Genomic DNA, 26,636 nt, shown 5'->3' on the forward strand with positions numbered 1-26,636 from the left:
TCGCTGTGGCCACGGAGCGCCGGCCCAAAGAGGCCGCCGGCCTGCGGTTGGGTCTGGCAGGACTGCGGCCCGGGGTACCAGCCGACTGGTTCGCCCTCAAGGCCGAGTTGGCCGGTTTGGCGGCTCCGGGAAGGGGGAGTGATGGTGGGCGCCGGGCTTAGCGGCCGTCGCGTTGCGCAGGTCATCCTCAACATGACCTATGGTGGTGGCGAGCGGCTGGTCCAGGAACTGGCTGTGGACCTCGAGGACGCCGGAGCCAGGTCCTTGGTCGTCTGCCTGGACTCGATCCAGGCCAATACCGCGCCGCTTGAGGCGCGCGGTATTGAAATTACCCTGGTCAAACGCCGGCAGATGGCCCTCGACGCCGTGGCCCTGGCTCGACTGACCGTGTTGCTGCGAAAGCGCGGGACGCAACTGGTGCATGCCCATGATTTGGCCAGTCTGGCCTATGCCGTGCCGGCCGGGCTTGTGTTGGGCATCCCCGTGCTTTTCACCGAGCACAGCCGCCACTATCTCGATGCGCGGCTGCGTCGCCGGCTGGAGAAGCGCCTGCTGTGCCTGGGGGTGCGCCGGCTGGTCGAGGTCTCTCCGGAACTGGCCGGGGCGTCGGTTGCGCGCGACGGTGTTTCCCCCCGGCGGGTGGCGGTCATCGAAAACGGCGTGGACCTGACGGCGTTTGCCGGCGGCGGGGGAGAACTGTTTCGCCGGGAGTGCGGCCTCAATGAGGGGCAACTCCTGGTCGGCATGGTCGGACGGCTGGAGGACATAAAGGGGCCGCAGGTGCTCCTCGAGGCGTTTGTCCGGGTGGCCGGGAACATGCCCCAGGCCCGGCTGGTTTTCGTCGGCGACGGCAGCTTGCGCCGGGAACTCGAGGCCAAGGCCGTGGCTCGGGGTCTTGGCGGGAAAGTGCGCTTCACCGGCGCGCGGCCGGATATTCCGCAGGTGATGGGCGGTTTGGATGTCCTGGTCCTGCCCTCACTTTCGGAAGGCCTGCCCTTTGCCCTGCTTGAGGGTATGGCGGCCGGCCGGGCCGTGGCCGCCTCGGCCGTGGGCCGCATTCCGGGTATCGTGCAGGATGGAGAAAGCGGGATGCTTCTGCCGGCCGGAGACGCCGGGGCTTTGGCGGGGGCCCTGGCCGGGCTGCTTGCCGATGCCGACCTGCGGCAGCGCCTTGGGCGGGCAGCCCGGCTGGTTGTGGCGGCCCGCTATGATCGGCGGCACATGCTCGATGCGTATCGGGAAATGTATGCCTCCGTCTTGTCTCGGGAAGGTCAGGGGAGGGAGGCCACATGGAAGTAGTAACAGCCCGTTTTCCCGAGCCGGACATCGAGGCCCTGGCCGCCAAAGGGCTCGCCTGGCTGGCCCGATGCCAGGTGTCAGAGCCCGGCTACGACCAGGGCGGCATCCGCGATCCCCTGGATGGCAAGGTCATCGGCGACCACTACGCCGCAACGCATTTTGCCTGGGCCTGCTCCCTACGCCACGCGGAAACCGGCGACTCGGACATGCTGCGGGCCGCCCGGTCGGCCTTGTCCTTCCATCAGCGTACGAGCCTGGACGAATATCCGCCAGGAAATTGGGATTACCACTGGGATTTCAACAATCTGGCTTTTGCGGAAAGTTGCCTGCTGCTTGCCGGGAGCGTCGATGCAGCCGAAACCGAGGCTTGGCGGGGCACACTGGAGGCCTGGAAAACCAATCCCCACTGGGCCGTCAACTGGGTGGCCATGCGAGCTGCCGCCCATTTCTTGCGCCATGACCTCCTGGCCCGGCCGGACGACCTGCCCCAGGCTGAAAAGTGGCTGGATTTCGTCCTCGGCGCGCAACTGCCTGACGGCGGCATCGAGGACGTGCGTAGCGCCAGCCTGCCCAGCCAATACCATGCCTACACCGCCTGCCTGCTGCATCGCCTGCTCGGGCGACGTCCGGCCGTAGGCCGGGCCATTGTGGCGGCGGCGCGCTGGCTTCTGGCCATCACCGCCCCGGACGGCGAAATGAACGCCCTGGGGCGCGGCCAGGGCCAGATCTTCGGCTACGCCTGCGCCATTTATTTGTTCCGGGTGGCGGCGACGCTGGACCCGGAAATGGCGCGGCATCACCGGTGGGCGGCCCAAGCCGTACTTGGCCGATTGGCACGCTTCCAGACGACCGAAGGCTGGTGGCCCCTGGTGCTCAACGGGCTGCCTGTCGCCCGCCGGGCCGGCTGGTACGACTATCATCATCTGACGGTGTACAATGCCTTCGCCGTTCTGTGGCTGTCCCTGGCCGCGCGTGTGGCCATGCCCGAGGGCGATAGCGCTGCGCCGCCGCCCGGAGATGTCTGGCTGCGGCAAAGCGGTATCCTGGCTGTGCGGCGCAGGCACTATTTCGCTCTGTTCGCGGCCGGACGGCAGGGCGCGGGGTATCGCACCGAGGCAGGCATCACCCCTCACGATATAACCTTTGGCGACGAGCCGTTTTTTCGCGGCCCCCTCGGCCCTGGCCCGGGCAAATACGGGAGCCGCGCCGCCGGCTTTGGCCAGGAAGCCCACTGTTTCGCCCCGCTTTGGCGAAAGCCGGGCGAGGCGTGGCAGGCTCCGGCCGGAGCCGAGGGAAGCCTGACCCCGGGGCGCGGTCCTGGGCACTGGCGGCTGGCCCTGGAAACGGGCGGGGCGCGATGGGAACGGGAACTGGTCTTCGGCGATCGGTTCATCCATGGCCGCGACCGGCTTGCACTGCCGCCCGGCATCGGTGATGCAGCCATGGCCGAGGTCCGGGGGCACAACATTCCATTGGCCGCGACCGGCCGGCTGGAGACGGGGCGCGGCTTTGTCCGCGATTCTGCCAGCGGGACCACCCTGTGCGTCTGGGGTGGCGAATCCCTGGCCCCGGCCGGGACCGTGGAAGCCGCCAGAGGCGACACCGTGATCCTGGCCGGGGCCGGCAGGCCCGGTCAGACCTGGGGTTGGCGGCTGCGCCAGGGGCCGGCCACAACCGGCGGGGGCGCGTTGCCCGGCATCGTCTGCCTCAGCGCCGATCCCTGGTCCGGGCTATGGAAGCGCAAGCAGCGCCTGCTCTTTGAACTCTCCCGGCTCGGCCACAGCCCGCGCACTCTCTACATCGAGCCGGGCGTGGTCATGACTGAGATCGTGGAACATCCGGGCCGCTTGCTCGGCTGCGGCGGGGAAAGGCAACGTCGTGCCCTCAAAGGCCGCGCCGTGAACCAGGGCCATGGCTTCAGTCTGGCCACGCCATTGCTTCCCTGGCCCGGACAGCGCACCTTTCCGGCCCTTGGCTTGGCCAATCGGCGGTCCTGGCTGCGGCAGCTGTCCCATTTCGTGGCCCGGGCCGGATTGGCCGATGGCTACGTGTTGTGGCTGTACCATCCCTCCCATTTGGATGCCCTGGACGTCCTGGGAGACCGGGCAGAGCTTATCGTCTACGACTGGACGGATGACTGGGCGGCGGCTTTGCCGCCGGAACGCGCTCAAGCGGAGCGAGTCGCCTTGGACGCCCGCCAGGAGGCGCTCCTTGGCCGTTGCGACCTCGTGTTCACCGTGTCCCGGGCCCTCCAGGATCGGGCCAGGGGGGCGTGCCCGGAAGCGGTTTTGCTGCCCAATGCCACCGACCCGGACGTGTTCCGGCCGCCAGCCCCGGAGGCCACGCCCCATCCCCTGGCCGCCGGCCGCCCCATGTTGGTCTATCTGTCGCAAATCACCGAACGTCTGGATGTGCAGCTTGTGGCCGCGGTCGCCGGGGCCAGACCCGGCTGGACCTTGGTGCTGGTCGGACCGGTGGTCTGTGATCCGTCCTGCCTTGACCCCTTGCGCGGTCTCAACAACGTCGTCTTGACCGGTGCCATGCCCTACGACGAGGCCGCTTCTCTGACCGCCCAAGCCGACGTCTGCCTGCTGCCCCACAAAACAGGCGCCCTCACCGGCACCCTGGATCCGATCAAGCTCTACGATTATTTGGCCACCGGCCGGCCCATTGTGGCCACCCGGGTGGCCATGCACCCCGATCTGGAGGCCCACGTCCGGCTGGCCGACACCCCCGGGGGCTTTATCGAGGCCGTCGAGGATGCCCTGGCCGAGGCTGAGGAAGCTGCGCAGTGCCGACGTCGGGCCGCCATGGCCCATACCTGGACCGCGCGAGCCACTGAGGCGGCGGCCGTGCTGCAACGCTTTTTTCCCCAGGACTGACACCATGCGCATCGCAGTTGACGCCAGGGTGCTCGGATACCCGGAGCTGCGCGGCATAGGTTCCTATCTGTGCGAACTGTTGGCGGCCTGGCCGGAGCCCGAGGACTGCTTTGTTCTCGTCAGCCAAACGCCGATTCCGGCAGACAGGCTGCAAGGTTCCGTTCGTCTGGAAAACGTCGTGGTCCCGGCGGTCGCCGGGTATCGACTGCGCCTGTGGGATTGGCGGGTCCTGCCCCGTGTGGTCCGGGGACTTGAACCGGACCTTTTCTGGGGCCCGGCCAATCAGGCCTGTCCCCTGCCGGGGCTGCCTCAGGCGACCACGGTGCACGACACCCTGCTGCAGGAGCAGGTACGCCACGGCAGCCTGGCCGACCGGCTGTTCCATGGCTGGGTCTCTCCGTGGTGGGTGCGCCGCCATGCCCGGCGGGTGGTCACGGTGAGCCGGTTTTCCAAGTCCCGGATCGAGGCTGTGTTCGGCTGCCAACCCGATCTGGTCCGGGTCATTCCCAACGGGGCGACGCTGCCTGCGCGCATGTTTCCGGACAAGGCCTCGGCCTTTGGCCATGCGCGCGCCCGGGGGCTGGCCCGGAGGCCCTACGTGTTGGCTCTTGGTGCCGAGAGTCCCTGGAAAAACACCGAAGGCACGATTCGGGCCTTTGCCCTGCTGGCCAAAGAAACGACGGAAGTCGATTTTCTGGTGGCCGGGGTTCAAGATCGGGCCAGGGCCGGCTTCGAGGCCCTTGGCCGGCAGCTTGGACTGGGTGAGCGGTTGCGGCTGCTGCCCTTTGTGGAAAAAACCGATCGGGACGCCTTATACCAGGGCGCGCGGGTCTTCGTGTATCCCTCCCTGTTCGAGGGGTTTGGGCTGCCACCCCTGGAGGCGATGGCTTTGGACACGCCGGTGGTGGCTTCGGACAGGGCGTCCATTCCCGAAGTGGCGGGCCAGGCGGCAAGCCTTGTCGATGCGGCTGATCCCGCCGCCTTGGCCCGGGGGATTCTTGCGGTGTTGCGTTCGCCTGAACTGGCCGACAGGCTTGTTGCGGCCGGGCGCGACAACGTCCGGCGCTTTGGTTGGGCCCAGTCCGCCAGAGCGCATCATGACCTGTTCAAGGAGTGTCTGGCGTGAAGCGTCGAGTCCTTGTGGTGGAAAACGGGGCTGGTTTCGGAGGCGCGCTCACCAGTCTGGCCAGCCTGCTGGCCGGCCTGGACCCGGCCGGCTGGGAAGTGCATTGCCTGACGTCGTATCCCCAGCAATGCATCAAGGCTGAAGGGGCCGTGGCCCGTATTGGCGTGTTGCCGAGGCTGCGGCGCTATGGCCCGGCCTCGGGCCTGGAACGGGCGCTGCATCGGTTTGCCGGTCGGTGCGCCGGGCCCATCGCATTCGCGGTGGACCAGGCCACCACAGGGCGGGTCTTTGCCGCCAGTGTGGCGGCCTATGCCGGGCGTGAGGCCATCGACCTGATTGTCGGCAACAATGGGCTGCTCATCAACGACGCCGTGCTCCTTGGGGCGCAAAAAGCCGGCAGACCCTGCCTGATCCATGTCCGGTCCCCGGAATATCCGGGCCGTCTGACCGCCTGGCTGGCCCGGAAAGCGGCCGGGGCGGTGGCCGTTTCCGATTATGTCGCCGGCTCGGTCCGGGCTGTGGGAATGCCGGAAGATCGGATCGCCGTCATTCCGGAAGGGCTTGACGCCTGGGCCTTTGCCGCCGGGGCCGACCCGATGGCTTTCCGGATTCGTCATGGCCTGCCGCCGGATCTGCCGCTGGTCGGTCTCGTGGCCTGCTTGGCCGGCTGGAAGGGCCACGAGACGTTTATCAAGGCATGTTCCCGGTTCATTGGCCGGGTTGAAGCCGGGGCTGTTGTGGTCGGCGGCGATCCCGATGGCTCGGGGATCCGGTTGGCGGCCTTGCGGGAGAGGGTGAGAGCGCTTGGGCTCGGGCAGCGGGTCTGGTGCCTGGGGCACGAACCGGACGTGGCCTCGGCCATGGCCGCATGCACGGTCGTCGTCCATGCCTCCACCAGCCCGGAGCCGTTTGGCCGGGTGCTGCTCGAAGCCATGGCTCTGGAAAAGCCACTAGTGGCGACGGATGCCGGAGGCCCGCGCGAAGTGGTGGAGCCGGAGGTGGACGGATTGCTGGTTCCACCGGGGGACGCGACAGCCTTGGCCCAGGCCGTGGTCCGTCTGCTTGGGGACGCGGGTCTACGCGAGCGACTTGGCCGGGCCGGACGGGCAAAGCTTCTGGGGCGCTACAGCCTCGAGGGCCATGTCGCTGCGGTGGCCGCCGCGTGGGAGCGCAGGATCAGCCAGAGAGAGCCCTGACCAAGAGGACGCCAATACAACAATCCGAGTCCCCCAGACCCCGGTTTCTTTGTGAGGCGTGTCTCTCTCAACAGAGGCCGCACGAGGCTGTTTCTTGCACCAGCATGGCCACCCGCCGGGCGTTGCCAAGCCATGTCAGATCCTTTGCCACGATGGTGCGCCGGGCATTTTGCCCCAAACGACCGAGCAGAGCCCTGTCATGGACGAGAGCCCGTACACGTTTTGCCATGGACGCCCAGTCGCCGGGGGGGAAGAGCAGCCCGTTTTCGCCGTCCGAAACCAGTTCCCGAATATTTGCCTGGTCCGGGGCCACCACCGCTTTGCCCGCGGCCAGATATTCGATGAGCTTCATGGGACAGGCATAGGCCGTTGCTGCCGGCTGCAAGGCAATATCGAGTCCGGCCAACAGGTGGAAAACGGACCGACGGTCCATGGAACCGGTGATGCTGACGGCATTTCCCAAGCGCCTGGAGGTGATGAGGGATTCCAGTGCAGGCCTGGCCGGACCGTCTCCCACAAGGACAAGCCGGACGCCGGCCGCGAACAGGCCGTCGTCATCAAGGGCAGCGATGGATTCAGCCAAGCCGTGCCAGCGGCGAAACCAACCAACGAATCCCAGGGTTACCGGGCGACGTTGTTGCTCCACGGGGCCACTTGAAACGTATTCATCGGCATTGACCCCATTGGGCATGACCGTAATGGTTTCCGGCCGAGCGCCGTTGGCCACCAGCATCTCCTTGAGCACCTGGGTGACTGTGATGTTTCGGCTGGCCTGACGGGTAATCCACGTCTCCGTGGCCTGGGCCAGACGGCGCAGGGCCAAACCGCCGAATTCCCGGCGTTCCAGGGCCAGAGGCGAGTTGATTTCCAAAACAAGGGGGGTGCGGGTGAGAAATGAGACAACAACGCCGCAAACGTTGAACAATGCGTAGCGCTCATAGATAAAGGCTGGCCGATGCCGGTGCACAGCCCGCCACAAACGGGCACAACCCCAGAAATTGTAGCCGATTTCCAGGAGTTCATAAACCGAGCGCGGCATCCTGGCGATAATACGGCTGAGCAGCCCCGTCCGTTGGACGCTTCCCGGCCGTTCGTTGGCATGGATGGACACTTTGACCACTTGATAGCCGAGGGTTTCAAAAGCCCGACACATCTCCGTCACATGGATACCCTGGGCATCTACGCCCTGGGTGCGGTGATGGTAGACAACGGTTGGCATCCCCCGTTACTGGACATCTTTCCCCATCTCCTTCCAGGCCCCAAGGGTATAGGTCCTCTGGCTGTTCTGTTCCTGGCACACCGGGATGCCAGGGGCATAGTGTTGCCCGGTCGCGGTCAGGGAGGGGATGACGTCCGCGTTGAGTTGCAGGGGAATGACCTTGGAGTCGGCAAAGGTGTTGCCGGTGAGTTTCAGGTCCAGGGCCTTTGGCAGGCCGAGGATGCCGCTCCAGGTATAGGAAACGAAATTGTTCTCGATAATGGCGGCATTGGGGGCATTGACTGTGATGCCCTGGCCGTAGATGCCCGTGAAGGTATTGTGGCGCACGACGGGATCGGTCACGCCGCCGACCAGGGTGATAGCGGCCCCTCCTTCCTTGACGGGAAAAGTACCGGTACGCTCGAGGTGGTTGTTGCTGACGGTTGGATTGACGATGGTTCCATTGATGTGGATGCCGTTGATGTGAGTGTCACGGATGGTATTGTCGGCAATAGTTGGCGTATTTCCTGATGCACTCATGTATATGCCATGCTCACGATACGAGCGTTCTATGGTGTTGTTTGAAATTTTCGTGTTGTTGCTTTTGTAGGACATGATTCCATAGTTTCCAACATCATGTATTGTGCAATTCTTTACTTCTATGGCGTCACAGGCGCCGATGGTGATGCCACGCTCGAATCCGGAGATCATAAAATTTTCTATAATTACGTTTTGTGATTTTTCTATGTTGATGCCGGATCCGCTGCTGAATGTATTGTTGTCCTTGTTGTAAGCCCCCTCAATGATCGCGCCCGGGGCGGCGGTCACTTTGATGGGGAGTTGGGCATCTCCATGGAGTCCTGTGAGGCGGATTGTGGTCGTGTAGTGTCCCGGAGCGATCACTATCATGGTTCCGGACGATACGGATCGTATTTTGGCTTGAATTGTTGTGGCGGTATCTTCTGGAAGGATTTCGATGTTTGTCGCTGCGAGCAGGTTTGTGGAAAGAGCAAAAAGAATAAAAGTGAACGCTATACTGCTGAATTTTTTTTGGGGCGTCATGGTTCCTGTTCCTTGTGTTTTGTCGACTTGATAATGGAGTTTGTTTGAAATGATAGGTATGTGGACTATATTTTTATAGCGTTGAGTATTGTTTTGTGTGTTTTCCCTGTTATTATTGACAGAATGAAGATGACAAGCCATGTCAAGATAAGCGATATGACATTATATCCAAGAAATGAATATAATATGCTATTTTTTATGAAAACAACCTGAAGCAGGTACATTGGGAGGGAGTATTGACCCATGAGAATGAGAAGTCTTCTGTTGAGGTGAAACGTATAAAATAGCGAGCAGATTGCTAAAGATATGGGGATTGACAGTATATCCATGGCAATGGTGTACGGATAGTTCCCTGTCCCATTCTTGAGAAGGATAAGGAATGGTATGGAGCAAAGAATAAGAATGTGTAGAGTTCTTTTTTGGCAGTATAGAAGTATGTCCTCAATATAGTCCCCGAGGATAATGCCTATGGCAAATGAAAAAGGAAATCTAGCCCATAGCTTTGTCATGTTGTACTGGTCTGCAAGCCCGGATAGGATTGCCCAGACTGAGACCGTTGCAATAAGTGTGTAGAATAAAGTGTCAAAGTAACTGTGTTGTGCTTTCATTATGATAATAAAAATACTGTACCATGTGAGGATGGCAACAATATACCATTCATGAAATCCCATAAGGACAAGCGGCGAAATATCCAGGCTGAATTGACCGCCCCATAATGGCGAAACAATATTGCGCATGTATATACATACTGCAGAGCCAATAGTAATTGTCAGGAACCTTCTTTTGAAAAAAGCAAAAAAACTATATTTTTTGAGTTTATATGATTTTGACAGGCCTATTCCAGAAATAAAAAAAAAGAGTGAAACGCCAGAGTAAAGCTCTCCTCCCAAAAAAAGATACCAAAATTCTTTTGAATGGTATATTCTCGAGTGGTGATAAAGAATCATAAACATCGCGAAACCTTTTATTGTGTTCGTGAATTCCATATTTGAAGTGATATTGTCTTGCTGTTTTTTTAACGGCAAAAATGATATAAACAATAAAGACCAAAATAAAAAGAATGAAAAGCTGGATGGGATGTTCATTTCAACTATATAAATGAAATTTGGCTTTGAAGTTAATTATTGTAGTTTTAATAGTATTGATTCGTCAGTTTCGTTTGAGGATTGATGCATAAAGATCCCTGTATCTGCGGGCAACATGAGACCATTGATGGGCGGCGGCAGACTCCACCAGAGCAGCATGGTCCAGTTGCTTGTCCAGAACCAGCCGGATGCCTGCCCTAAGGTCTGTTGCCTGGCCGCTTGGTACAACCACCCCCAGGGCTGGATCAGCCAGAGCCTCGGGGATGCCGCCTACGGCCGGGGCGACCACAGGCGTGCCGCAAGCCAGGGCCTCATGAATAACCGTGGGCCAACCTTCGGAATGGCTTGAAATGACGAGACAATCCGCTGCCTGGAAATAGATGGCCAAGTCTTCGTGCCGGACAGGGCCGGCAAAATGGACACGTTTCTGGATGCGCAACTGAGCGGCCATATGCTCCAGGGGGCGTCGCAGGCTGCCGTGCCCGACAAGGACCAGATTGATATCCGGCATTGCGGCCACGGCCTCGAGAAGCCGGTCGTATCCCTTGACTGGTTCCAACCGGCCGACGGCGGCCAACAACGGACCGTCCGTCCCAATGCCGAGATGACGTCTGGCGTGGTTTTTATCCCCCGGTTGAAAACGCGACAAATCCACACCGTTGGGAATCGTGTGGATACGGTCCGGGTCTACGCCCAGGGAGGCGACCTTGTCGGACAGGTCTTTTGAGACGGTCACCACCGCAACCGCTTGGCGCAGTGACCGTGCAATGATTGTTTTTCTGGTCGCGTTCTGGGTCAGAACATTGATGTCGGAGCCATGGCAAGTCACGACAAGGGGCAATCCGGCCTCACAGGCAAGCAAAGCCGCTGCGGCAGCATCCGGGTAGGCGAAGTGGGCATGCACAAGATCAGGCCGGTCTTGGAGGGCCCGGCGGAAAGCTGTCTTGCTGGCCAGGGCCATGAGATGTGCATCCAGTCCTTTACAAAATTTGGGGATTGTCCAGAAGCGGCAACGAAATATTGGAGAGTCGGATGCAATTGGCCGTCCGTTGGCAGTCGAAGGCGCGAACAGTCTGCGCCATCCGTTCTCCGGAACAACCGTGGCGACCGGGAGCAGATCGGCCAGATGCCTGACAAGTTCCTTGACGAAAATGCCATGGGTCGGAGCCCAGGAAGCTGGAAACAGCGAGGTGTAGACCAGGGCGCGCATGGATTTACTGGGGGTTGCGGACCAGACAGTTCAGGGCGGGAGAAGTCGCCGGGGATGTGGTGGCTCCCAGCAAGGACTGTTCGGCTATGACGGCGGTCATGGCAATATAAAGGAACAACAGTTCTGAGTATTCACGGCTAATAAACGTGCCGCCCACGCAATAGGCCAGTAGGCCGGTCAAAAGTACGCGGGAATGCATCTCTCCCCAGGTGTCTCCAGTGCGACGGAAGCGTCGCCAAGCCATGAAGGAATAGCCTATGGCTCCGGCGATCATGGCTGAAAATGCCGCAAGTCCCGTCATGCCGGCCTCGGCTCCCACCTGGAACCAAGTGCTGTGGGCAACGATGCCTTCGCTCAAGCCTTCGCGCCGGGCGAATTCATCCGCGAAATTACCCCAGCCGATTCCGGTGAAGGGATGTTCCTCCATGATCTGTTTGGCCACCTTCCAGTAGTATACCCGTTCTGCTCCGGTATACTCCTGGTCTTCGTCGGTGCCATTGTTCCAACTTGTCGTCACCTTGTCGGACATGCCGGCCAGGCTTTCGATTTTCCGCAGAAAGGTCCCGGGCATGTAAAAAGCCACGACGCAGGCCAGGGCAAGCGAGGCAAGCGCTGCTTTCCCCGGCTTGCGGTCCATGGCCAAAAAAATGATCCCGGGTATGGCGGTCGCTAGAAATCCCCCTCGGGAGGAAGTCATGGTCAGCGTGAGCAGGGCCCCGGCCGTAGCGAGGCCGTACGACAGGCGTGCGAACCAGCCATTGTTCCACTTGACGATGAGGGCCCTGTAGAAAAGCGGCAAGGCCATGGCCAGGGCTAGCGCCCAGTCGTTGGAGTCTCCAAGCCAGCCCGCCGTACCTGTGACAACGACCCATTGGCCTTTGGTTTGTGTCTGAATAATATTTTTCAGGATATTGTAAAAAAACTACCGGTTATTCCCCAGAAAAGAAAATCATAATCTCTGCGGGTATTGACAGCCAACACGGTTATAAACATCATGATGAATGTCTTGTTAAATTCTTCAGTGCGTTTTTCTGACAACAGAGATGACAATGAGTATAGATCAGAAATATTGGCAGTGAATATAAATATAAGTACAAGGAACATAATGAAATGAAATCGAAAATGAAGTTTACTAAAGTTGAGAAGGGATATAATGATGCACCAGATCGCCATAGTTTTGGCCACTGGAAGATCCATGAAAACTGGATAGCTGTTTTGAGGATTCATGATGACAGTCCCGAAATACATGACGATGGCTGCCACGGGTCTGGTCAGAGATAATAATCCCAAAACAATGTAGAACAATGAAAACAGGATCGTCATAAACCATGGTTGCTCAAGAGTAACGGCTCCTAGCAGGCTAAGAAGTGTGTTAAAACCCATGGTAATCCGTTCCTGATTTGCTTTTCGCTTAGGATCGGTACGGTATTGCGTCTGGTTTGTCGCCCATAAGAACCAGGGGAAGATGCGGGCAATTTTCCAGAACTGTTTTCATTGGGGCAAATTGCAGAATCTCAAACAGGCCACGAAGCCGCCCCTCAGTCTTGTCCAGGTTGAGGTAATGCCGAAAACGCGATTTGAGGCCGCCCGGGATGCGAGGTTGACCGGGATCGAGTTCCCAGGGGTGGAAGTATAACACGCCCGGCTGTTTCTCCCGCGTATTGATCCGGGAGAGGGCAAAGGCGATGAAGCGGCCGGGAAAAAGCCTCAGGTAGCCGCCTCCGGCAACCGGCACGGCCAAGGTACGTCCGAACAAACGAAAACGCAGGGTAGACAGGGGGAACTCCAGGATGTTGCCGCTGTCGCGAGCGATCTGGTGGGGATGTGGACAGGTACCGGGGAAGCCATAAAGATCATGAATAATGGGGAACAAGCTGGAATCGTAGGTGAATCCCGATTCGATGAGAATGTCCAGGGCCCACACGGTGCGGCGGGTGATGGAATAGCTTGGAGCTCGGTAGCCCATGACGGGAACCCCGGCGATGTCTTCAAGCAGGGCCTTGGCTTCGGTCACATCCTGCCGGAACTGGTCCGGGGTCTGGGTGTGGATACGCTGGTGACCCATGCCGTGGCAGGCCACTTCATGGCCAGCCGCGCAAATTTCGCGCACAAGAGTTGGGTGGCGACGGGCCACCCAGCCCAGGACGAAAAAAGTACCTTTCAAGCCATAAGCAGCGAAGAGTTCGAGTATCCGCCGGGTATTGGCCTCGACCCGGGTCTCCCGTTCGTCCCAGGATGCAGGGGAAATGCTGTTCTCAAAGGCGCTGACGTGGAAATAGTCTTCCACATCGACGGTCAAGGCATTTTGAATGGCTGGTGCTGCCATGGTGCTCAAAATGTTTTTTGTAGTCCAATGCCTACCATATTGGCGTGGTAGGTATTGGCGTTGTTGGTGGTGGAATTGGATACCTTGTGGCGAAACCACAATGACAAACTGTAGTCGGATGGCAGTTCGTAGTGCAGCTCAGAGGCTCCATAAATGCGATCCAAAGTCTGGATGCTTGTCGTATTGGTAATATATGAGCCACTTAATACAAAATTTAACCGTGGTGTAAGCGAGTAAAGTTCCTTTAAGCCAACGGTCAATTGCTTGCTCTGAAGCGTATCATTTCCTGAATAATCGACATATCCGGCATTCAAGGTTAATATTGAACGTTCAAAGGTTCGTTGCAGATTGGCCGTGATCGTGGTGCGATAGGTGTCCTGGATAGTTGACGGATTGTCGATGTAGCCTGCCTGGCTGTCGATGGTCAGGCTCGTGCGGCCAAAAACGTGGGCTAAGCCGGCGCTCCAGATGGGCTGGATTTCGTGGCTCTCTCCCTGAATAACGGAACGCATCACTCCGACCCGGCTATAGAGGTAGCAGTCTTCTGCGTAGGTGAAGCGAACGACGCCTGTAGCTGAAATGCGGGTCAGGTTCGTGTCTGCAGCTTCCTGCCGATATACCTTGGCGTCTCCACCAATATCCAGGAGTTGTGTGGCCGAGTGGAGCACGTCGAGGACGATCTGCTGCCCGTTCTTGTCGATACCGGTGCCGTCCCAGTAGGTGGTCTTCATGTAGTCGACATCGAGAGAGACCGGGGTCCGCTCCCAGGAAGCCGGCTGCAGGCCCAGTCCGACTTTGAGATTGTTCTGGTTCACCTGGTTGCTGGTGGAATCAGCTTCGGTGGCCGCCCCCAGGGTCGCGTCAGTAAAGACCATTTTATTGCTGTCTGAAACCTTGGCCAGCAGCAGGTTTTCGATGGCCTCCAGGCTGGCCTTGGCTTCCAGGGTGTTGAGAAACTCGTTTTGCCGGTTGCCGAAGGCGTACTGGCGCAGGCTGCCTGCATAGGCCACGGAGGCGGTTGTGCGGTTTCCGGCATAATCCAGTTTCAGGGTCGGTTTGAGGCTGGTGATCAGATCACTTTTGGCGTTGGCTGTATCGTTGACGTTGTCATTAAATTCCTCGCTCAGGGATATGGAGGCGCTCGTCTCCCAATCGACCGCCAAGGCCGGCAAAGGGCGAAACAGGACCACGGCCAAGGCCAGGAATCCGACAAGGGGGAGGATGCACGACAGGATCCAGGATACCCGGTGCATGCTGTCTGATTGTTGGTGGCGATGATGGAGGGGGCGCAAAGCCATGGGTGCCTCAAGACTTTCCGAAAAACTGGCGACGGAACCAGGACCTGCCAGATGTGTCGGGTTTGGCGGCTGCAGAAGGCTGTAGCATCGGTATCGCGAGGGCTTTGACCTGCATATCCAGGCTCGACACGACTTGGCCGAGTTGTTCCAGTCGGTTGTTCATGGTTTGGATCGTGGCGCGTAATTCATCGTCAACCCCTTGTCGCTTTTCAGGTGTTCCAGACTCGATATGGCGCAGGCGTTTGTTGAAATTGATCAGAATTCCATGAAGCTTATTTGTTGGATCCTGGGGTGTATTTGAATCTATGTTGCCAATGTTGTGTATAGCTGTCAACTGACTTGTTTCCCAATACTGGGCGTTGAATGATATGTCGTTTGCAATTTCGTGGATTGCCTCATGAGAAACACTTTTTACTTCATTGGCATACGCATCGAGTAAAATGAAATCGCAAAGAATATTGATTAGTCTCGGAATCCCTTTCGTATAGCTGTGAATTGCAGGAAAACAGTCTTCACTAAAATCGAGGGCTTCCCTGTTTCCTGCTGATTCGAGCCGGTGAAGAATGTAGTTTTTTGTCTCGTCATTAGCTAAAGGTTCAATTTTACAATTTATTTGAATTCGCTGGCGAAGCTGCAGTAGTTCGGGTGCTGCCAATGTCTGACGCAATTCCGGTTGTCCAACCAGGATAATATGCAACAGTTTGTCGTCTTTTGTCTCCAGATTGGAGAGCATTCGTATATCTTCCAGAATGGACGGTGACAGATTTTGTGCTTCATCAATAATCAGAACTACGGGTTTTCGTCTGGAATATTGGTCTATCAGGAAGTCGTGTAGTTCGCGTAGAAGGGCCGGTTTGTTTTTCTTGTCCGAGGTCATGCCGAGTTCTTCGTTGATCATGGCCAGGAGTTGTCGGTTTTCCATGCGAGTGTGAAAAATGTGGGCCAGGAGAGCTCCCTGCATATATTTGTCGATGAGCTCGCGGACGATGGTTGTCTTCCCTGTGCCGACTTGTCCAGTAAGCAGGATAAATCCAAGGCGCTCACGTATGCCGTAATGAAGATAGGTCAAGGCTTTTTTGTGCGACTGGCTGAGGTACAAAAAGTCAGGATTTGGAAGCAATTCAAAAGGCTTCCGGGAAAAATTAAAGTATTTTCTGTACAAAACTGTCCCTTTGCGTCTCAGTTTTTGTCGTATTCGTAATTGTAACCGTTCTGGTGGTTGTACTGAACAGTAGATCCATTGTAGGCTATGCCGATAATTTTGTTTTGAAGCAGCTTGAGGCATTCCTGGATAGACTCCAGGGTGCAAAGCTTTTCTCTGACGACCAGGATGGTTGCGTCTGCTTGATCGGCAAGGATTCTTGTCTCCGCAAAGCTCAGAATAGGTGGGGAATCAATCAGAATGATTCGGTCCGGGTAGCGGTGTTTAATTTCTTGAATCATCTGGCGCATGGTATTTGAAGAAAATAACTCACAAGGGGTTGTGATCTGCTTGCCGGCAGGAAGTATTACCAGATTGCCGACACCGGATCTGACCATGACGCGACTTAAGGGAAGGTTGTCAGTCAGGTAGTCCGATAATCCCGGTGCGACCTCGATGCCGAACGGCCGATGGCACGACGGTTTGCGGAGATCCGCATCGATGACGAGCACGGTGTGGTCGTGTTCCTGGGCCAGGCTGACGGCCAAGTTGAGCGTGACCAGCGATTTGCCTTCCCTGGGCCCAGCACTTGTGATCAATATGACATTGCCAAATGTTTCCCGACGTTTGATCTCTTTGAAAAGGGCCTCTTTGAGCTTTCGAAATTCCTCGGCTTCCGGGGAGTGCGGCCTTTTAATCACGACGAGGCGTTCGTCCGTAACCTGTTCCGGGTCCATATTGGCCGGCGGAGTGGAGGGCGTGTTGTCGTCCGCCCGCAAAGGAGGCGGAGGCGTGTCCGGCACGATGCGCCGCACGGCTTTTTCCAGAGCTTCTTCAATTCGTCCCATCAGTTTTCACCTTCGTATTCTGCTCCGTTGGCGCAGGTGCGCCAACCGACGGCTGTCGTCTTGCGTCACAGGGCAAGTAGAGAGAATATAGCATTTATCGGGCCAATTTAGAATGTCAGCCGGTGAGCTTGGTCAGCCAAGTGGAAACATGCAGCGCCCGGAGGCTTTCCAGGAAAAGGACTCCGAGAATGAGCGCGAAATAGGCCGTCCCGGCAATAATGACGAGGCGGTCCTTGTGTCTGAGGGCTTGCTTTTCATGTTCGGACACAATGAGGGGTATGACGGCCAGCACATGGGTATCAAAATTCTTGATATCAAGGGGGGATCGTAGAGTCGGGCTGAAACGGTCGACAAGGATGACGACACCGATGCCAGTGGCAATGCCCAAAAAGATGCCCATGATGATGATGGCCACTCTGTTGGGACTGACCGGAATTTCTGGGAGCAGGGCAGTGTCGATGACCCGGAAAGTGACGGACTTATCGGATAGTTCCATTTGCTTGGATATTTCCGATTGTCCATAGCGTGTCACCAACTGATCATAGATACGAGACTCTTCTTCTTTCTTGTTGATCAGTTCGGCCAAGGCCGATTTTACATGGGGCATTTCCTGAAACAATATTTTGTTTTCTTCAATAATTTTGACTTGTCGCTCTTCAAGTGTCTTGAGAGTGTTTATCTCGGCCTTCAACAATTGAATCTCGTCTTTTTCAGAGGTAAAATCTGAACCGGATTCACCTTTGCTGCGAGATGCCTGTGCGGCTTGCAGGGCCTTTTGTACTTTGGGGTGCTTGTCAGTATAGATACTTCGCAGGTGCCTGAGTTCGGCCTCGCTCCGGGAGTCGCCTTTTTTGCCGGGCGCTTTGGGGGCGGTCAAAATGGTCAGTTTGGCCTCAAGGTCAGCCCGGCGGATGGAGAGTTCTTCGAGTTTGTGCTCGGCTGCGCGGATTTCACCGCGAAGATAGGTCTCGTCGCTGCTGAGGATCAGGCCTTTTTCGCTTTTGAACGCATTTATGGTGGCATCAGCGCTGTCCAGACGTTTTTTGAAGGTCTCGATCTGGTTGGCCAGGAAGCTGGCGGCCTCGATGGATTCCAGTCGCTTGGAGGAAGTGTTTTGTTCGATGTAAGTCCTGGCTAATGCATTGGCGAAGTCTCGAGCGAACTTTGGATCATGGTCCCGAAACGTCAGCACAAGCAAGCCCTGTTTTTCATTCAGGCTGATAGTGATGCGCTTTTGAATGCTCTTGATGTAGTTTTCCTGGTCGGCGTCCGAGGAAAAAGCCAAGTCTTTGTCCAGGGTCTTGACGACATCGAGCAACAGTGAACGGCTGGTCAGGCTGCCTGTCAAATTCTTGATCTTGCTTTGCATGCTCGAGGTGATCGCTATTCCTTTAACCAGGTCCGTGATGATATTCTGCTCGATAAATATTGTAGTGCTTGCCTCGTACTTGGCCGGAATTAAATAGTTTACAACGGTAACAAGGCTCATTGTCAACAGCGCGACAACGGTAAACATCAGCTTTTGCGAGTTGATGAGTTTTTTGAAGTAATCGATTTGGGCAAGGATGTTGTTCATGGACATTCTCCGGCTAGAAAAAGCCTTCGTCGACGATGACGAGATCACCGCCCCGCAAGACAATATTCTGGGACAAATCACCGTCGCGAACGAGTCGCTTGCCTGCGACTTTAATGACCTCGTCCTGATTGTTCGTTCTCCGCACAACTTTGGTGTTGTTTGGGCTGGCAAATTTATTGAATCCACCAGCTTCAAGCAGTGCTTCGAGTATGGTCATTCCATCCCTGTAAGGAACCATCTTTGGCGTGGTAACAGCGCCAACGACGTACACACCCTTGGAGGATGATGAGGCCGGAATGACGATAGTGTCCCCCGTCTTGAGGGACACATCCTGCGAAGCATCGCCTGCATAGAGGGAGGTAAAATCCTTTTTTATATCCCGGCCGTCCCGAATTAGGGCGGCATTTGCCAGATCGGCGGCGGACATGTCCTCGATGCTCGTCAGCAGATGGAGCAAGGTTGTCTGCATGGACAGATCGAATGCGGTCGGTTTGACGCCTCCGCCGACAAGGAAGATTTTGGAGTTGGCGAACTGGGTCACCATTACGCTGACGCTGGGATTGCGGATCAGTTCACGGAGTTTTTTCGAGAGTTCTTCCTGTAACTGCTCCGGGGTCAGTCCGCGTGCCATTACTTCGCCGAAATTGCGAAGCGTTATCTTGCCGTCCGGCCTGACCAGGGCTTCGGTGAGGTAGTCGGGTTCGCCAAGGACGCTGATGGTGAGCTTGTCCCCGACCGTGATGGCATAATCCTTGGCCAGGACGGCTGACGGCAGAGTCGCGAGCAGCGTCAGGATCAGGACCAACTTGCGCATGATGTACTCCAGTCTCAATGTTTGTTCCCTGGACAGGCTTGGTTAGCGTCCGCCGCGTTGCAACAAAACGACAAGAACCGTTTTCAAAATTATTTTAATGTCTAATGAAATCGACAAATTTTTTATATAGTAAAGGTCGAATCTCAGTTTCTCGATGGCATCTTCTACCGATGCTCCGTAAGGATACGAGACCTGAGCCCATCCGGTTACTCCGGGTTTCACAAAGTGTCTCTCAGAGTAGTACGGAATTATCTTCTTAAGGTTTTTGACAAACTCAGGGCGCTCTGGGCGAGGGCCGACGAGGCTCATTTCTCCACGGAGCACGTTGATCAGCTGCGGTAATTCGTCGATTCTGCTCTTGCGAAGAAATGTGCCGATCCTGGTTACCCTGCTATCCTTTGTGGATGCCCACACTGCACCGGTCTTTTTTTCTGCATCCTGTCGCATTGTCCTGAATTTGTACAACACAAAATTTCTGTCACCTTTTCCGACGCGGACTTGTCTGAACAAAACGGGACCAGGAGAGTCAAGGGCAATGGCCAGAACAATCAGTGGTACGAAAGGAAGGATGACAAGAATGCCCGTCAACGCGCAGGTGAAGTCCATGAAACGCTTGGCGGCCAGCAGCAGTTTGGACAGTTGGAAACCATGGCAGAAAATGAACCAACTGGGAGTAATGTTTTCGATAAGCAGTTTGCCGGTGATCCGTTCATACAGGGTGGGTGCGTCGAGTACCTCGATGCCGCTCAGTTTGCAGTTGAGCATTTCCTGAAGCGGAAAGACCCCCCGTCGCTCGGCCAAGGATATGAGTACCTTGTTGGCCTTGAGGCTCAGGGCTGTCTGGCACAGGTCCATGGGGGTGGTGTTGGAACCGGTCTTTGCGTTGGTCGGGTAGTGTATTCTGCCGGCCACCCTGTAGGCGTGCTCGCCCGAAGCCACCAGGCGTTCCATGTCGTCGGCTAGCGCGCCGTTGCCCACAATGAGAACGCGACGGATAAGGTTGGGGATGGCATCATCCCGGTTGCGCCGGGTTTCTATGGCGAGCATCAGCAAGGCAAAAACCCCGATTGTGACCAGCATTGTCGAGCGCTCTTGGTCCAGTGGCCTGATCTCCGCGATGGTGACGAACAGGATAAATGACAGGGCAATTGAAATGAGCAGTTTTAAAATAATATTTCTCAGATGCATCTTGATTTGTGTTGAGGTGTATGTCAGGTGCATTAGTGTGTACGGTAGGCAAACGATCAAGATATATGTTGTCATGGTTTCGGAATAGAAATTTTGACTGAGTTCGGATTGTTTGTTTATTAAAAGGAATGCTGCGTGGAAAGACAGCAGAGCGATGACTGCATCGATGATTGATAACGACATGAGCGAATTCTTTCTCGGTAAGTGCAAAGTTTCTGTTGTCATTGTAGTTGGCCTCTTCGCTTTTAACGTCTATTGCTTGTCTGTCTTTGCCAGCTGCAAGTGCTTGGCGATGGCTTCATCGTCCGGGGATAATTGGAGTGCCCGCTTGAGTATGACCTGGGCATTGGCAACATGGTTGTTCTTCAATAAAGCGTATCCGAGCGTATCGAGGACGGCGGGTGCGTTGCGATCGAGGTTGTACGCAGCCCAGGCCAAGTCGAGTGCCTGGGGGGCCTGGCTAGGACGATCGGCATAGAGCAGGGCAAGATTGTTGAGGGCCGTCAGATTCTGACCCTGGTGACGCAGGGCGTTTTCGTAGTCAGCAATGGCCTTGTCATTTTCGCCGAGAGCCTGAAGAACAATGCCCCTGGAAACGTAGGCCAGAGCCTGGGGGGCTCCGGGCTTGAGAAGCGTGTCCAATTGTTCCAGCGCCTGTTGGTTTTTTCCCGCATTATGCAACTGCATGGCCAAAGCGATGCGCGCCTTGGCATTGGTCATATCGGCTTCGAGGCCGCGGCGTATGATTTCCTGAGCCGCGACCGCATCGCCCTTGGCTTCCAGCAGTCTGGCCATGGGCAGATAGTTTTCGGCGTTGTGGGGACCCTCTTCGATGCTCTTTTTGGCCAGTATCTCGGCTTCAGGCCAGGCCCCGGCTTTGAGCGCAGCCGTGAAGCTTTCCGAAAAGGCGCGTTTCTTGTCGAGCCGCTCCAAGTGTTGCAGTTCGGCCTGGGCCCTGGCCTTGTCGTTTGCTTGCAGCAGCAGACGGAATGTGAGGACGGAGGCGGGGACGGAGTCCTTGTGGACGGCTTGACAGACGGCGATGGCCTCCAGAGCCTGGGACGTCTGTCCGTTTCTGGAGTAAAAATCGGCCAGCAGGAGCATGGGCTTGAGCTGCTTGGTGGCGGCGGCCACGCGTAACTGCTCCTCGGCCTCGGCGTTCTTGCCGTGGCATTCCAGGGCTGAGGCCAGATTCAAACGGGCCGGAACATCGTCGGGATGGCGTTCGAGGAGGGTCCGGTACCAGTAGGCGGCTTTTTCCGGCCGACCTTCCTTGAAGTCGAGGGTGGCCAGATTGTAGTAGGTCATGCCCATATTCGGGGCCATCTCTCGCGCTTTTTGCAGCAATGCCTCGGTTTCGGCGAAACGTCCCTGCTGAAAGCGGAGCTTGGCCTGGGCGTTGTAGGCCAGAGCTTTCTGTTCGGGATTGGAATTGTCGAGGTCAAGGGATGCCTCTGCCTCGTCGAACCGGCCCTGCTGTTTGAGGAAGGTCGCCAGCATGACCCGCGCTTCCAGGGCGGTCTGGTCCAGGGCCACGGCTTGACGCAAGGTGGTTTCGGCCTCGGCGGTGCGGCCCTGCCTGGCCAGAATAATGCCTTTGCGCACCAGCGTGTCCTGGGTCGCTCCTTGTTTTTGTTCGAGAGCCGTAAAGACAGACAGGCTTTTGTCCAATGCGCCCTGGGACAGCATGGTGTCGCCGATGAGGCGCTGGGCCTGGGTGTCCTCGGGGTGGTGCTGGAGGAGTTTTTCGAGTTCGGCGATGGCTTCGTCCATACGGTTGAGGCGCAGATTGATGGTGGCCAACAGCCAACGGGCCTTGGCGTCGTCGGGACGCTGGTCCAGGACCAGACAGAGTTCGCTGATGGCCATTTCCGGGTTGCCATTGCCGAGATAGGCTTCCGCCATCAGGACGTTCGAGGCGGGATCCGGAGACTGCTTCAGGGCCATCTGAAAGCTGTTGATGGCCTGGGCGTATTCTCCCCGCCGCAGTTCCAGCAAACCGCGCAGGCGATACCCTTCAGGCCGTTTGGGGGCGGTGGCGATCAGTTTGGTGGCTGCCTCTTCGGCCGGTGCCGTCTCGTTGGCAGACAGCAGGCGGATGAGGGCATGCTGCGAGCGGGCCAGGATGTCCCTTGGGTGTTTGGCCATGATGGCTGCGTAGGTCGCGGCCGCGGCTTCCGGATTATCCCGGGCGATCTCAAGCCTGGCCAGAAGGAGCATGCCGGCGTGGTGGGCGGGATGGTGCTCAAAGAGTTGGTCGAGTTGTCGGCTGGCCTGTTCGAAGTCGTTTTCCCGCATGAGGATCTCGACAAGGGCGCATCTGGCGTCGGCCAAGCCCGGATTAAGCGCCAGGGAGCGTTCAAAAGCCTCGACGGCTTTTGCGGGCGCGTCTGCCTGGAGCTCGGTGAAACCGAGCCCTTCCCAGGCCGAGGCGCTGTCGGGGAAGGCGGCCAACTGGGCCTGGAACGCTTTTCGGGCCTCTGCCGGGGCCTGTTTGGCCAGTTTGGCCCGACCCAGGTAGACTTGCAGGTCGGCTGGAGCGCCGGAGCCGTTGGCGAGCTTTCGCAACTCGGTTTCCGCCTGCTCGGGTTTGCCGATATCCAGATAGGCCTTGGCCAGGGCGAAGCGGGTGCCGGGGTCGTCGGGAAACCGTTCCAGACAGGTTTTGTAGATAACGACCGCGCCTCTGGGATTGCCGTCCTGAAGGTGCTTGCCCGCCTCTGCCAGCAGCGCTTCGCGCGACTCCTGGCGGCAGGCAGCCAGGAGCAAGGCCAGGATGAGGGCCAGATTGCGCAAGAGGCGGCTCCCTGGCCGCGGCGGCGTCGTGGGAGCGGCTTGGGCGGCCTGACCGATGGCCGGGGTGGCGGCCGGAACCTCCCGGTTCCCGATTGGCCGTGTTGCCGGCTGCCGGATTTTTCCGCCACCAGGGAGCGCCGTTGCGTAGGTCATGGAAAGGGTACCTCGGCGAAAGCGGTTGAGGCTAGACGGCATTGGGAGTGATGCCGTGTTTGCGCATAAGTTCGTACAATGTCGGCCGGCTCACGCCGAGGGCCTCGGAAGCCTTGAGGATGTTGCCCTCGCATTGTTTGAGGGCGTCGATGACCATGCGGTTTTCGAGCCTCGACCGGGCTTCCCGCAGCGAGCCGGAGGGCTGCTCGCTGATGGGTTCGGCCGTGTCCGGATGGCCCTCGAAGCCGAGGTGGGCGGGCGTGATGCACGAATCCCCGGCCAGGATGATGGCCCGGCGCACCTTGTTGTCGAGTTCCCGGACGTTGCCCGGCCAGGAATGCTCCATGAGGCAGGCTTCCGCCTGGGGGGTCAACCCCTTCGTATCCTTGCCCATCCCGCCCCCGTGCAGGGCCAGGAAATGGCGGGCAAGCAGCAGGATGTCATTGCCGCGATGACGCAGTGCCGGGAGGGAGATGGTGACGACGCCGATGCGGTAGTAGAGGTCGTCGCGAAACTGCCCCCGCCGCATGGCTTCCTCGATATTGACATTGGTGGCGGTCAGGACCCTGACGTCCACCTCGATGAGTTTGCGGCCGCCCACCCGGTTAAAGCTCATCTCCTGGAGAAAGCGCAGCAGCTTGACCTGGAGGTTGAGCGGCATCTCGCCGATCTCGTCCAAAAACAGCGTGCCCTTGTCGGCATCCTCGACCTTGCCCCGGCAGGTGGAGTGGGCCCCGGTGAACGCGCCCCGCTCGTGGCCGAAGAATTCCGATTCCAGCAGGTTTTCCGGTATGGCCCCACAATTGACGCACACCAGCGCCCGTTCGCGTCGGCGGCTATACCTGTGCAGGGCCCGGGCCACGAGCTCCTTGCCGGTGCCGGATTCGCCGTTGATCAAGACCGGCACGTCCGAGGCGGCCACTTTGCTGATCATGGCAAAGACCCGGCGCATTCCCGGGCTTTCGCCGATCATGCCGTGCTCCGGCTGTTCCACGGTTTTGGCATCCGGGGCCGCCTCGCGCTCGATTCTGGCGAGGGCGAAGGCGCGCCGGATCATGACCTGGAGGTCGACCAGGTCAATGGGCTTGCGGAAGAAGTCGTAGGCTCCGATGTCCACGGCCAACCGGGCGTTTTTCTGTTCGTCGAATCCCGTGATGACAATGATCTTGGCATTCGGGTCGACGGCCACCATCTCGGACAGACAGGCCAGCCCCTGGGAGGCGTCCCCGGTGCAAGGCGGCAGACCGAGGTCGAGGGTGACGACACCTGGCGCGTGTTTCCGGAAGCGTTCCAGCCCCTCTTTGGCGTCCTTTGCAAAGTGGATGACGTAGCCCGCCTTGGACAGCGCCCATTTGAGCTGCTGGCGGATATCATCGTTGTCGTCGATGACGAGCAGGGTGTCAGCAGGCGCCATGGCTGTGGTGCAAACCGCCCTCGGGCAGCAGTACGGTAAAGGTTGATCCCCGGCCGGGGCTGCTTACGACCTCGATACGGCCATTGTGGGCCTCGACGATATGTCTGCTCTGGTACAGGCCGATGCCCAGACCGTTTTTCTTGGTGGTGGCAAAGGGGACGAAAAGGGATGATTGCAGGAAGTCCTCGGTCATGCCCAGGCCGCTGTCCCGCACTTTGACGTAGGGGTGCGGGCTGTTCCCGACCTCCACGGCCACGGCCTCGCCGCCGTTACAGGCCTCATGGGCGTTGCGCAGCAAGTTGACCAGGACCTTGCTCATTTCCTTACGATCGATCAGGGCCGATGCCGGCCCACCCGTGACGACGATCTGGGCTCCGGGCACGGCCTTGGCGGATTCCTGGACAAGTTCCAACAGGTTGACGTCCTCGCAGTGGAGGGATCCCTTGCTGGGCAGTTTCTTGAGCTGGGTTATGAGCTGCTTCATGCGGGCGACGGTATTGTCCAGGGATTTGACCATGTCCCGCTGGAATTCCGGTTCGCCGATGAAATATTTGGCATTTTCGACCATAAGCGAAAGGGTGTAGACGAGGTTTTTGAGGTCATGGAGCATGAAGGCCGAAATCTTGCCGATGATCTCCATTTCCTTGGCCAGCGCCAGTTCTTCGGCGAGATTGAGATTGTGCATGGCCAGGAAGGATTGGCGCGCCATGGCCTCCATGAGTTCGAAATCTTCCTCTTCGTAGCCTTCGTCCGTGTTGAAGGGACGCCCGAGAAGGATGAATCCGGCCAGAGTGTCGTTGCTCTGGAGCGGAATGGAGAAGCTGACCGGAAGCGGAAGCGATTGGCCGCGCAAATCCTTTACGGAAATCCGCGAATCCGTATCCGGGCAGAGAGGATCGCCCGGATGCACTGGTGTGGTTGGCACATCGATCTCCAGTCGGGCAACGGGATCGAAGAACTCGTTTGGGGGTCGGCGAAGATACAGCGCGGCGATGGAAAATCCGAATGTTTCGCAAAAACCCAACAACACAGCCTGATACAGAGCCGAAGATTTGTTGGCCGTGGCCAGTCGATGGGTGTGGCTCAACCATTGCTGGCGATAGTCATACTTGTCCTTATAGAAGTATTTGCGAAGGGTGACAGCTGCCTTGCGTCTGGCTGTCTCGGACAAGAGCAAGGCAGTCAGGAGGACTCCCCCGACCAGGGCCAAGATGACGTCGAGCTGGGAGAAGGCATGGGACTGGCGCAGCGCGACGTTTTGTCCCAGCACACCGATGGCCACGAAATAGATTCCGGAGAGCAACACGACCAGTGAGTTATAGGCCAAGCGTTGGGAAAAGACGACTTTGACCTGGCCAGGCCGGGTGATGAGGGAGAATCCCATGAGGGCCGTGCCGAGAAGCAGGCCGATTTCCCGGGTGGGCCTCAGGGAGAGGTCCAGGGTCAGATACAGGATGGCGGGAGTGGCCGAGAAAACCTGGGAGGTGGCCACGGCCATGCAGCCGAGCACGATGAACTTGATGCGCCATCGGTTGGCGTGGGTGGCCCGTACGAGGGTGGCTTCCAGGTTGTACAGGGCCAGGATCAGGGCGGCGATCATGCCGACTTGCAGGGAAAAGCCGGTCAGGGTGAGCGGGACGAGCCATGGCGTGCCGGGCTGGGGTTGGCGCAGCAAAGACGCAGCCGGCAGGGCCGCGGCAGTGAGAGGGAGCGCCAGCAGCAGGGCCAGGATGCCGACATGGGTCCAGGGCAGCCGGGCCGTGTCATAGGTCCGGGCGAAAACCAGGCTGAAGCCGACCAGGGCCAGACAAGCCGTGCCGGACAGCGTCAGGCTCAGTCGCGCCAGGGACTGGGCTTGCTCCGGCGCTCCGAGGATGGCCCAGTCCAGGGTCAGCGCCCCGGCAAAGGCGCACAGCGTGAGGACCAGGCTTATTTCGGCCAGCACGCTGCGCCTGGACAGCAGCAGCATGAGGCACAGGATTCCGGTCGCGACGAGGGTGATGACGAGAAGGGCTGTTTGCATG

General features: G+C 58.1%; 20 protein-coding genes. 4 read left to right on the plus strand and 16 right to left on the minus strand.

Translation table 11 applies throughout. The annotated features are described in order from the left end of the window. Positions 1–141: 141 nt before the first annotated feature. The 4 genes from DVDV_RS05510 to DVDV_RS05525 are packed head-to-tail and all read left to right on the plus strand — an operon-like array spanning position 142 to position 6,503. The gene (locus tag DVDV_RS05510; protein WP_075353713.1) at positions 142–1,299 is read left to right on the plus strand and encodes a glycosyltransferase; all 1,158 of its coding nucleotides are present in this window, start codon (positions 142–144) and stop codon (positions 1,297–1,299) included. Next, positions 1,290–4,181 carry a glycosyltransferase gene (locus tag DVDV_RS05515; protein WP_075353714.1) on the plus strand — a complete coding sequence of 964 codons (2,892 nt, stop codon included), beginning with the start codon at positions 1,290–1,292 and terminating at the stop codon, positions 4,179–4,181. Before DVDV_RS05510 ends, DVDV_RS05515 begins: the two co-directional genes overlap by 10 nt. Before the next feature lie 4 nt (positions 4,182–4,185). Continuing rightward, entirely contained in the window at positions 4,186–5,307 is a 1,122-nt protein-coding gene (locus tag DVDV_RS05520) for a glycosyltransferase family 1 protein (protein ID WP_075353715.1), read from the plus strand. Then, the gene (locus tag DVDV_RS05525) at positions 5,304–6,503 is read left to right on the plus strand and encodes a glycosyltransferase (RefSeq protein WP_075353716.1); all 1,200 of its coding nucleotides are present in this window, start codon (positions 5,304–5,306) and stop codon (positions 6,501–6,503) included. The genes DVDV_RS05520 and DVDV_RS05525 overlap by 4 nt, the downstream gene beginning before the upstream one ends. A gap of 67 nt (positions 6,504–6,570) precedes the next feature. Here the strand turns inward: DVDV_RS05525 and DVDV_RS22150 are convergent, their stop codons facing one another. The 16 genes from DVDV_RS22150 to prsK form a co-directional block, all read right to left on the minus strand. Next, positions 6,571–7,722 carry a glycosyltransferase gene (locus DVDV_RS22150; protein WP_075353717.1) on the minus strand — a complete coding sequence of 384 codons (1,152 nt, stop codon included), beginning with the start codon at positions 7,720–7,722 and terminating at the stop codon, positions 6,571–6,573. A 6-nt stretch (positions 7,723–7,728) separates the two neighbouring features. After that, complete coding sequence (locus DVDV_RS22155) at positions 7,729–8,763, minus strand: nitrous oxide reductase family maturation protein NosD (RefSeq protein WP_175577065.1); 1,035 nt, start codon at positions 8,761–8,763, stop codon at positions 7,729–7,731. 65 nt (positions 8,764–8,828) lie between these two features. Beyond that, positions 8,829–9,848: an acyltransferase gene (locus DVDV_RS05540; RefSeq protein WP_083634651.1), complete on the minus strand. Its 1,020-nt coding sequence runs from the start codon at positions 9,846–9,848 to the stop codon at positions 8,829–8,831. 64 nt (positions 9,849–9,912) lie between these two features. Beyond that, positions 9,913–11,058 carry a glycosyltransferase family 4 protein gene (locus DVDV_RS05545; RefSeq protein WP_075353720.1) on the minus strand — a complete coding sequence of 382 codons (1,146 nt, stop codon included), beginning with the start codon at positions 11,056–11,058 and terminating at the stop codon, positions 9,913–9,915. A 4-nt stretch (positions 11,059–11,062) separates the two neighbouring features. After that, positions 11,063–11,863 carry an O-antigen ligase gene (locus DVDV_RS05550; protein ID WP_075353721.1) on the minus strand — a complete coding sequence of 267 codons (801 nt, stop codon included), beginning with the start codon at positions 11,861–11,863 and terminating at the stop codon, positions 11,063–11,065. A 98-nt stretch (positions 11,864–11,961) separates the two neighbouring features. Beyond that, a complete protein-coding gene (locus tag DVDV_RS05555) occupies positions 11,962–12,441 on the minus strand; it encodes a DUF5935 domain-containing protein (protein ID WP_075353722.1) in 480 nt (159 codons plus the stop codon). A gap of 28 nt (positions 12,442–12,469) precedes the next feature. Beyond that, positions 12,470–13,384 carry an XrtA system polysaccharide deacetylase gene (locus DVDV_RS05560; protein WP_083634652.1) on the minus strand — a complete coding sequence of 305 codons (915 nt, stop codon included), beginning with the start codon at positions 13,382–13,384 and terminating at the stop codon, positions 12,470–12,472. Between the two features lie 5 nt (positions 13,385–13,389). Next, positions 13,390–14,682, minus strand: coding sequence for a hypothetical protein (locus tag DVDV_RS05565; RefSeq protein ID WP_139311535.1), 1,293 nt, complete (start codon positions 14,680–14,682; stop codon positions 13,390–13,392). 7 nt (positions 14,683–14,689) lie between these two features. Continuing rightward, on the minus strand, positions 14,690–15,844 hold the full coding sequence (locus DVDV_RS05570) for an XrtA/PEP-CTERM system-associated ATPase (RefSeq protein WP_075353724.1): 1,155 nt from the start codon (positions 15,842–15,844) through the stop codon (positions 14,690–14,692). Positions 15,845–15,861: 17 nt separating this feature from the next. Then, entirely contained in the window at positions 15,862–16,671 is an 810-nt protein-coding gene (locus DVDV_RS05575; RefSeq protein ID WP_075353725.1) for an XrtA-associated tyrosine autokinase, read from the minus strand. 115 nt (positions 16,672–16,786) lie between these two features. Continuing rightward, positions 16,787–18,247, minus strand: coding sequence for an XrtA system polysaccharide chain length determinant (locus DVDV_RS05580; protein WP_075353726.1), 1,461 nt, complete (start codon positions 18,245–18,247; stop codon positions 16,787–16,789). Between the two features lie 13 nt (positions 18,248–18,260). Next, positions 18,261–19,061 carry a polysaccharide biosynthesis/export family protein gene (locus DVDV_RS05585; RefSeq protein ID WP_075353727.1) on the minus strand — a complete coding sequence of 267 codons (801 nt, stop codon included), beginning with the start codon at positions 19,059–19,061 and terminating at the stop codon, positions 18,261–18,263. Positions 19,062–19,103: 42 nt separating this feature from the next. Next, the gene (locus DVDV_RS05590) at positions 19,104–20,432 is read right to left on the minus strand and encodes a TIGR03013 family XrtA/PEP-CTERM system glycosyltransferase (protein WP_075353728.1); all 1,329 of its coding nucleotides are present in this window, start codon (positions 20,430–20,432) and stop codon (positions 19,104–19,106) included. Positions 20,433–20,501: 69 nt separating this feature from the next. Then, positions 20,502–23,045 carry an XrtA/PEP-CTERM system TPR-repeat protein PrsT gene (gene prsT, locus DVDV_RS05595; RefSeq protein ID WP_075353729.1) on the minus strand — a complete coding sequence of 848 codons (2,544 nt, stop codon included), beginning with the start codon at positions 23,043–23,045 and terminating at the stop codon, positions 20,502–20,504. Between the two features lie 184 nt (positions 23,046–23,229). Further along, positions 23,230–24,612 carry a PEP-CTERM-box response regulator transcription factor gene (gene prsR / locus DVDV_RS05600; protein WP_075353730.1) on the minus strand — a complete coding sequence of 461 codons (1,383 nt, stop codon included), beginning with the start codon at positions 24,610–24,612 and terminating at the stop codon, positions 23,230–23,232. Beyond that, entirely contained in the window at positions 24,599–26,635 is a 2,037-nt protein-coding gene (gene prsK, locus DVDV_RS05605) for an XrtA/PEP-CTERM system histidine kinase PrsK (RefSeq protein WP_075353731.1), read from the minus strand. The genes prsR and prsK overlap by 14 nt, the downstream gene beginning before the upstream one ends. Position 26,636: the final 1 nt, after the last annotated feature.

It is taken from the genome of Desulfovibrio sp. DV (assembly GCF_001936595.1).
Taxonomy (GTDB): Bacteria; Desulfobacterota; Desulfovibrionia; order Desulfovibrionales; family Desulfovibrionaceae; genus Solidesulfovibrio.

Coding starts and splice junctions, on each gene's coding strand:
- DVDV_RS05510 (WP_075353713.1), top strand. CDS start 142: ATGGTGGGCGCCGGGCTTAGCGGCCGTCGCGTTGCGCAGGTCATCCTC.
- DVDV_RS22155 (WP_175577065.1), bottom strand. CDS start 8,763: ATGACGCCCCAAAAAAAATTCAGCAGTATAGCGTTCACTTTTATTCTT.
- DVDV_RS05580 (WP_075353726.1), bottom strand. CDS start 18,247: ATGAACAACATCCTTGCCCAAATCGATTACTTCAAAAAACTCATCAAC.
- DVDV_RS05550 (WP_075353721.1), bottom strand. CDS start 11,863: ATGGCCTTGCCGCTTTTCTACAGGGCCCTCATCGTCAAGTGGAACAAT.
- prsK (WP_075353731.1), bottom strand. CDS start 26,635: ATGCAAACAGCCCTTCTCGTCATCACCCTCGTCGCGACCGGAATCCTG.
- DVDV_RS05560 (WP_083634652.1), bottom strand. CDS start 13,384: ATGGCAGCACCAGCCATTCAAAATGCCTTGACCGTCGATGTGGAAGAC.
- DVDV_RS22150 (WP_075353717.1), bottom strand. CDS start 7,722: ATGCCAACCGTTGTCTACCATCACCGCACCCAGGGCGTAGATGCCCAG.
- DVDV_RS05565 (WP_139311535.1), bottom strand. CDS start 14,682: ATGGCTTTGCGCCCCCTCCATCATCGCCACCAACAATCAGACAGCATG.
- DVDV_RS05590 (WP_075353728.1), bottom strand. CDS start 20,432: ATGTCGTTATCAATCATCGATGCAGTCATCGCTCTGCTGTCTTTCCAC.
- DVDV_RS05540 (WP_083634651.1), bottom strand. CDS start 9,848: ATGAACATCCCATCCAGCTTTTCATTCTTTTTATTTTGGTCTTTATTG.
- DVDV_RS05545 (WP_075353720.1), bottom strand. CDS start 11,058: ATGCGCGCCCTGGTCTACACCTCGCTGTTTCCAGCTTCCTGGGCTCCG.
- DVDV_RS05585 (WP_075353727.1), bottom strand. CDS start 19,061: ATGCGCAAGTTGGTCCTGATCCTGACGCTGCTCGCGACTCTGCCGTCA.
- prsR (WP_075353730.1), bottom strand. CDS start 24,612: ATGGCGCCTGCTGACACCCTGCTCGTCATCGACGACAACGATGATATC.
- DVDV_RS05555 (WP_075353722.1), bottom strand. CDS start 12,441: ATGGGTTTTAACACACTTCTTAGCCTGCTAGGAGCCGTTACTCTTGAG.
- DVDV_RS05520 (WP_075353715.1), top strand. CDS start 4,186: ATGCGCATCGCAGTTGACGCCAGGGTGCTCGGATACCCGGAGCTGCGC.
- DVDV_RS05515 (WP_075353714.1), top strand. CDS start 1,290: ATGGAAGTAGTAACAGCCCGTTTTCCCGAGCCGGACATCGAGGCCCTG.
- DVDV_RS05575 (WP_075353725.1), bottom strand. CDS start 16,671: ATGGGACGAATTGAAGAAGCTCTGGAAAAAGCCGTGCGGCGCATCGTG.